We start from the raw sequence: 6,721 nt of genomic DNA, 5'->3' as shown, positions 1-6,721 counted from the left end.
CCTGTCGGGTGGTTGTGGGGGGAGACTCTCTCGCCTCCCGCCCGCCCCCCGCGCGCCGCCCCCCGGGCGTGGGGGGGGGGGGCGGCCGGCCGCCCCCCCCCCCGACGGGATCCCGCCAGCGCCCGTTCCCCCGGTATCTCACCCACAGAGACGTGGGACGCGGGTGTACCGACTGCTGACCAGAACCGGTCTTCCGCATGATTCTGCGGCTCTCGTAGGAGATCTGACTCCCGACCGAGCGGTCGAACAGTCATGCAAAGGTGCAATCCCACCGGGAAAAGGCCTAGGGTCGTCAACGGTATGGACACGACGACGAACGCCGCGCCCACCGACCCTTCGACCTCGAACGCCGCCGACGCGCCGCGGGCACTGCCCCGCGCCGGGGTGCGGCGGACCGCCGTGCGCCGTCCCGCACCGGACGACGGCGCGGCCATGTGGCGTGTCGCGCGTGACTCCGGCGAGCTCGACCTGAACTCGTCGTACGCGTACCTCCTCCTCGCCCAGCACTTCGCCGACACGTGCCGCGTCGCCGTCGTCGAGGGAGAGGTGGTCGGGTTCGTCTCCGGCTACCTGCTCCCCGGTGATCCGTCCCGCCTGTTCGTCTGGCAGGTCGCCGTGGCCGAGGAGCATCGCGGGCAGGGCGTCGCGGGTCAGCTCCTCGACTCGGTCGTCGACGCGTCACCCGGCCTGGTCTCCGTGATCACGACCGTCGCTCAGGACAACGTCGCCTCGCGTGCGCTGTTCGTGCGTTGGGCCGCCCGGCGTGGAGCGACGATCACGACGCGACCGCTGTTCACCGCGGACCAGTTCCCCGATGCGCACGTCGACGAGCCGATGCTCGTCATCGAGGGCGTGCACGCCCGCTGAGCACCTGGCCGGCGGGAGCCGGCGCAGGACGTGGGCTACGCCGGTCCGGCGCACGGGTGACGCCGTAGCCCCTCGTACTCTCACGTACCCGAGCGCACCACCCCAAGGAGAGTCCTTCGTGACGATCTCGACCGTCCCTGCGTCCGAGGCGTACGCCGCCGACGACCCGACGGGCTTCACGGCCCTGGAGTCCGGTGTGCGCAGCTACTCGCGCGCCTGGCCCGCCGTGTTCGACCGTGCGGTCGGCGCGACCGTCCGTGCCGAGGACGGCACCGAGTACCTCGACTTCTTCGCCGGGGCCGGCTCGTTGAACTACGGGCACAACGAGCCGCGGCTCAAGCAGGTGCTCCTCGACTACCTGGCCGACGACCGCATGGTCCACTCGCTCGACATGCTCACGACGGCGCGCCGCGACTTCCTCGAGACGTTCCACGACCGGATCCTTCGTCCGCGCGGCCTCGACCACAAGGTCGTGTTCCCCGGCCCGGGCGGCGCGAACGCCGTGGAGGCCGCGCTCAAGCTCGCCCGGAAGGTCACGGGGCGTGAGTCCGTCATCACCTTCACCAACGCGTTCCACGGGATGACGCTGGGCGCGCTGTCCGTCACGGGCAGCTCGATGAAGCGAGGAGGGGCAGGGGTGCCGCTCGTGCACGCGACGCCGATGCCGTACGACGACTACTTCGACGGGGACGTCCCGGACTTCGTGTACCTGGAGCGGCTGCTCGCGGACGGCGGCAGCGGGCTCAACGAGCCCGCCGCGGTCATCGTCGAGACGGTCCAGGGTGAGGGCGGCATCAACGCGGCGCGCGCGGAGTGGCTGCGCGGGCTGGCCGACCTGTGCTCCCGGCACGGGATCCTCCTCATCGTCGACGACATCCAGATGGGCTGCGGGCGCACGGGCGGGTTCTTCTCGTTCGAGGACGCCGGCATCGTCCCGGACATCGTCTGCCTGTCCAAGTCGATCTCGGGCTACGGCCTGCCGATGGCGCTCACGCTCATCCGCCCCGAGCTCGACGTGTGGGAGCCGGGCGAGCACAACGGCACGTTCCGGGGGTTCGCGCCGGCGTTCGCGACGGCGGCGGAGGCGATCCGCGCCTACTGGTCGGACGACGCGCTCGAGCGCTCGACGCTCGCCAAGGGCGCCCTCGTGGAGGCGCACCTGAACTCGGTCGTCGCGCGGTACCCCGACCACGCGCTCGTCTCCAAGGGCCGCGGCCTCGCGCGCGGCGTGCAGCTGCCCGACGGCGACCTGGCCGGCAAGGTGTGCGCGGAGGCCTTCGCGCGCGGCCTGCTCGTGGAGACGTCCGGGCCGTCGGGCGAGGTGGTCAAGCTCCTCCCGCCGCTGACCCTCACGGATGCCGAGCTGCGTCGCGGGCTCGCCGTGCTGGACGACGCGCTGGCCGCCGTCCTGCGCTGAGACGCTCCGTGCCGGGCGCGTCGTCGCGCCCGGTGCCGGAGCGCCCACCGACCTGACTCGAACCCGACCTGGAGGAACACCCATGATCGTCCGCACGCTCGACGAGATCACCGGCACCGAGGCTGACGTCCGCAGCGAGAACTGGCGCAGCAGGCGCATCGTGCTCGCGAAGGAGGGCGTCGGGTTCTCGGTGCACGAGACCACGCTGTACGCCGGCACCGAGAGCACGTTCTGGTACGCCAACCACGTCGAGGCCGTGTTCGTCACGTCCGGCGAGGGCGAGATCGAGGACCTCGGCACCGGCACGGTGCACCCGCTCGCCCCGGGCACGCTGTACCTGCTGAACGGCCACGACAAGCACGTCGTCCGGCCGCGGACGGAGATCCGGTGCGTGTGCGTCTTCAACCCGCCCGTGACGGGGCGAGAGGTCCACGACGAGAACGGCGTGTACCCGCTCGTCACGGAGTCGCCCGCACCCGCCTGAGCGGCGGTGGGACCGCCGTGACCCCGGGCCCGCGTCGGCCCGACCCTGGCTCGGGGTCACGGTCCCCCCGGTCGCGTACCGGCGGTTTCAGCACGACCGTGCTACGGTCGGGACGTGACGAAGGGCGACGAGACGAGGCAGGCGATCCTGCACCGTGGCGTGGAGGCCGCGTACCGCGTGGGGCTGACCGGGCTCACCATCGGCGAGCTCGCGTCGGCCACGGGCATGTCGAAGTCCGGCCTGTACGCGCACTTTCGTTCCAAGGAGTCGCTCCAGCTCGCGGTCCTCGGCCAGGCGCGCGCCGAGTTCATCGACACGGTGGTCGCTCCCGCGCTGCGCAGCCCGCGCGGCGAGCCGCGGATGCGGGCGCTGTTCGAGGGGTGGCTCGCGTGCGACCTGCGCCAGGACCCCGGTGGTTGCCTGTTCGTCAAGGCCGCGACCGAGCTCTCCGCGCAGCAGGGCCCCGTCCGGGACCAGCTCGTGCGTGACCACCGCGACCTCTGCGACGCCGTCGCGCAGGTCTTCCGTACGTGCGTCGCGGAGGGCGGGTTCCACGCCGACGCCGACCCGGAGCAGTTCGCCTCCGATCTCTACGGCGTCATGCTCGGGGTGAACCACGCGCACGTCTTCATGGCCGACCCGCTCGCCGAGGAGCGTGCCCGGCGTGCGTTCGAGGCCCTGCTCGACGCGGCGCGCACACCCGCGCCGGTCCCCGTCCGCTGACCGCACCCGTCTGCACCACCGACCGAGAGGAACCTCCTGTGGGCGTCTCAGGCTCGAAGAAAAGCACGACCGTTCGTGCTGACCGCCGTCGTGCGGCACGGCGGCGTAAGGCCGCTCTCCAGCTCGCGCTCGTCCGCACGCGCCTCGCCGCGCTCCAGGCGGTCTCGCCGCGGCGGGCGGCGCGCCTCGCGCTCGACCTGTGGTGCACCCCGCCCGACGGCGCCGGGCGACGCCGGGACGACCGCACGACCCCTGGCACGCTCACCACGGTGACGACCGACGCCAGAGCACGCGTCGTCGTGGAGACGTGGGACGTCGTCGGCGGGGGCGGCAAGGGACCGATGCGTCCCGACGCCGAGGGGCATGCCGAGGCGGGTGTCGTCTACCTGACCCACGGGTGGGGCGGGTGGCGCGGACAGCTCGGCGCGTTCGTCGAGCCCCTCCGGGCCGCCGGCTACCGCGTCGTCGCCTTCGACGCGCCGAGCCACGGCGACGCCGGCCCCGGCCGTCTCGGTCCGCGGCGCAGCACGATGCCCGAGCTCGCGGACGCCCTCGCCGCGGTGGTGCGCGAGCACGGTGACGCGACCGCGGTCGTCGCGCACTCGCTCGGCACCGCGACGACCGTCCTCGCGGTCCGCGACGGGCTGCCCGTGGAGAGGCTCGTGCTCGTCGCGGCGATCGCGGACGTGCTGGGCGAGCTCGACGGGTTCGCCGACCTGCTCCGGCTCTCGCGCCCGACCCGCGAGCTGCTCCAGGGCCTGATCTCCGACGTCGCCGGGCGTCCGCTGGCCGAGCTGGACGTGCGCGAGACGCTGCGGACCCACCCGGTCCCGCCCGCGCTCGTCGTGCACGACCGCGCGGACAAGGAGGTCCCGTACCCGGTCGGGGCGGCGCTGGCCGCGGCCTGGCCCGAGGGCGAGCTGCTCACGACGGAAGGGCTCGGGCACCACCGCCTGCTGCGAGACCCCGAGGTCGTGCGCGCCGTCGTGGACTACGTGATTCCGGTGCGCCCCGACGAGCCCGCCGAGCACGACCTCGCGCGCCACCGGGTCTGAGCGGCTCGTCGTCCTGATCGCCGGGACGCGCGCGAACCCGCGTCAGGCGGGAGGCTGGTAGCCCGTGGTCCGTGTGAGGGTGCGGGCCCGGTTCGAGCGCGAGAGCATCACGCAGCCAGGGATGAACGCGCCGAGCAGGACGGGCCCGCCGACGAGCATGACGCCCCAGACGACGATCGCCAGGTAGCCCGCGGCGGAGTTCCGCGACGGGTCGCTGTCGGCATACGCGAGGAGGACGATGCTGAGGACCGCCGCCGCGACCATGAGCGCGACCGGCACCCAGATCAGCGCCCACGCCGTCGTCCGGTACCGGCGCGTGAACGCCGCGGGTGGGACGGTCGGCAGCGGAGGGTAGACCGCGTGCGCCGATCCCGGCTGCGGGTACCCCTGCGACGGGTGTCCCGCGCGCCCAGGGTGTCGCGGGTGGCTGGGCGGCAGGGGCGGCCCCGGCGCGGCGTGTGGCGACGGGTACGCGGCGCGGGGGTCCTGCTGCGGGTACGGGGGCGGTGAGGCGGTCACACCGTGTGGATACCAGTCGCCGGACGGGCGCGCCAGCGCCGTCCACGCCGTTGGTGCCGCGTCGCGATCCGGGCGGGCCGTCGTCGGGGGCGGCGGGTAGCGTCGGGCCATGCCCTCGGACAAGGTGGACCTCAAGGCGCTGTACCGCGAGCTGTACGCCCCGCCGCGGGGTCGGTTCGTCGAGGTGGACGTCCCGACGCTCGCCTACCTCGCGGTCGACGGCGAGGGCGACCCGAACACCTCGCCCGCCTATGCGGCGGCGGTCGAGGCGCTCTTCTCCGTCTCGTACGCGGTGAAGTTCGCGAGCAAGCGGGAGGGGCGCGACTACGTCGTCGGGCCGCTGGAGGGCCTGTGGACGGCGGAGGACCCGGGCACGTTCGTGCGGCGGGAGAAGAACGCGTGGCGCTGGACGCTGCTGGTGCTCCAGCCGGACTGGGTGGACGAGGACCTCGTCGTCGCGGCCACGGAGACGGTCCGCGCGAAGAAGGACGGCCCGGCCGCGCTCGACCTCGTGCGACGCACGAGCCTCACCGAGGGCCGGTCCGTGCAGACCCTGCACGTCGGGTCGTACGACGACGAGGGCCCGGTGCTCGCGGAGCTGCACGACGTCTACCTGCCCGAGCACGGGCTGACGTTCGCCGGGCCGCACCACGAGATCTACCTGAGCGACGTGCGGCGCACGGCCCCCGCCAAGCTGCGGACCGTGCTGCGTCAGCCGGTCCGCCCGGCCTGAAGCGACGGCCCGACCGGCGTCGTCAGGCGGCGGCCCGGCGCCGCGCCCAGGCGAGGTCGGCGTCGTCGAGCACGTCGGCGAGGCGCCGGCCCGCGAGCGTGCGCGCCCAGGCGGGGGACGCGCCGTCGGGCACGGCCTCCTGGAGCACCCACTCGCGCACGCCGAGGCGGCGCAGGTGCGTCCCGAGCGCGAGGAGCTCGGTGCGCGAGTGCACGCTCGGGTCGACCGTGGTGCGCACCTCGTGGTCGACGCCGGAGCGCAGGAGCACGGTCAGCGCCTCGAACGCGCGGCGCCCGGACGGGATCGTCCCGGTCACCACGGGGTAGCGGGACGGCAGGTGCTTGATGTCGAGCCCGACCCAGTCCACGAACGGCAGCAGCCGGGCGAGCCGGGCTGGCCAGGGCCCGGCGGTGTGCAGCCCGACGTCGAGGCCGAGGCCGCGCACGTCGTCGATCGCGCCGAGCAGGCCGGGGTGGAGCGTCGGCTCGCCGCCCGAGAACACGACGCCGTCGAGCACCCGACGGCGCGGGGCGAGGAACGCGACGACCTCGGACCACGGGACCGCGTCCCCGGGCGGCGGCGACCCGTGGGCGGCGACCGCGCACAGGCCCGGGTGGTGGCAGTACCCGCAGTGCCACGGACAGCCCTGCGTGAGGACCGTCGCGACCCGCCGGCCGGGCCAGTCCGTCACGGACATCCGGTTCAGTCCGGCGACCACGAGGCCGGGGCGGGTCATCGGCGGCTCCTTCCGGCACGCGGCGACCTGGCAGTCCGTCGGGGTCGGTGTCGCCAGCCGCGCTGCCAGGACCTCGAACGTAGCCCGGCCGCCCGCCGCGCCGGACCGGTCGAAGGTCCCGACCTGCGGGTACGTGCCGCCCGGACGTGCCGAACCCGGGGTCGCTCCTCGATCCGGAGGTGGATCG

Annotated in this window: 8 protein-coding genes; 6 read left to right on the top strand and 2 right to left on the bottom strand. The window is 74.1% G+C overall.

The window, feature by feature from the left end; all coding sequences use genetic code 11:
* Positions 1-300 precede the first annotated feature (300 nt).
* The 5 genes from ectA (at position 301) to ACFWH7_RS20385 (ending at position 4,546) form a co-directional block, all read left to right on the top strand.
* Complete coding sequence (gene ectA, locus ACFWH7_RS20405) at positions 301-867, top strand: diaminobutyrate acetyltransferase (RefSeq protein WP_378219403.1); 567 nt, start codon at positions 301-303, stop codon at positions 865-867.
* 118 nt (positions 868-985) lie between these two features.
* Positions 986-2,284 carry a diaminobutyrate--2-oxoglutarate transaminase gene (gene ectB / locus ACFWH7_RS20400; protein ID WP_378219401.1) on the top strand — a complete coding sequence of 433 codons (1,299 nt, stop codon included), beginning with the start codon at positions 986-988 and terminating at the stop codon, positions 2,282-2,284.
* A gap of 82 nt (positions 2,285-2,366) precedes the next feature.
* Complete coding sequence (locus ACFWH7_RS20395) at positions 2,367-2,768, top strand: ectoine synthase (protein WP_378219399.1); 402 nt, start codon at positions 2,367-2,369, stop codon at positions 2,766-2,768.
* A 114-nt stretch (positions 2,769-2,882) separates the two neighbouring features.
* Positions 2,883-3,491 carry a TetR/AcrR family transcriptional regulator gene (locus ACFWH7_RS20390; RefSeq protein WP_378219397.1) on the top strand — a complete coding sequence of 203 codons (609 nt, stop codon included), beginning with the start codon at positions 2,883-2,885 and terminating at the stop codon, positions 3,489-3,491.
* 38 nt (positions 3,492-3,529) lie between these two features.
* Entirely contained in the window at positions 3,530-4,546 is a 1,017-nt protein-coding gene (locus tag ACFWH7_RS20385; protein WP_378219395.1) for an alpha/beta fold hydrolase, read from the top strand.
* 42 nt (positions 4,547-4,588) lie between these two features.
* Here ACFWH7_RS20385 and ACFWH7_RS20380 read toward each other — a convergent pair whose 3' ends face one another.
* Positions 4,589-5,065, bottom strand: a complete 477-nt coding sequence (locus tag ACFWH7_RS20380; RefSeq protein WP_378219393.1) for a hypothetical protein — start codon at positions 5,063-5,065, stop codon at positions 4,589-4,591.
* A gap of 109 nt (positions 5,066-5,174) precedes the next feature.
* Between ACFWH7_RS20380 and ACFWH7_RS20375 the strand changes: the two genes are divergently transcribed.
* Positions 5,175-5,798 (top strand): GyrI-like domain-containing protein, encoded by a 624-nt coding sequence (locus ACFWH7_RS20375; RefSeq protein WP_378219391.1) that lies wholly within the window; start codon positions 5,175-5,177, stop codon positions 5,796-5,798.
* Between the two features lie 22 nt (positions 5,799-5,820).
* Here ACFWH7_RS20375 and ACFWH7_RS20370 read toward each other — a convergent pair whose 3' ends face one another.
* Positions 5,821-6,534 (bottom strand): anaerobic ribonucleoside-triphosphate reductase activating protein, encoded by a 714-nt coding sequence (locus ACFWH7_RS20370; RefSeq protein ID WP_378219389.1) that lies wholly within the window; start codon positions 6,532-6,534, stop codon positions 5,821-5,823.
* Positions 6,535-6,721 lie beyond the last annotated feature (187 nt).

It is taken from the genome of Cellulosimicrobium cellulans, from assembly GCF_042723955.1.
In the GTDB taxonomy this organism is placed as follows: Bacteria; Actinomycetota; Actinomycetes; order Actinomycetales; family Cellulomonadaceae; genus Cellulosimicrobium; species Cellulosimicrobium cellulans_H.
Note: the sequence above shows the minus strand (reverse complement) of the source record. Positions and strands in the feature narration are given on the sequence as shown.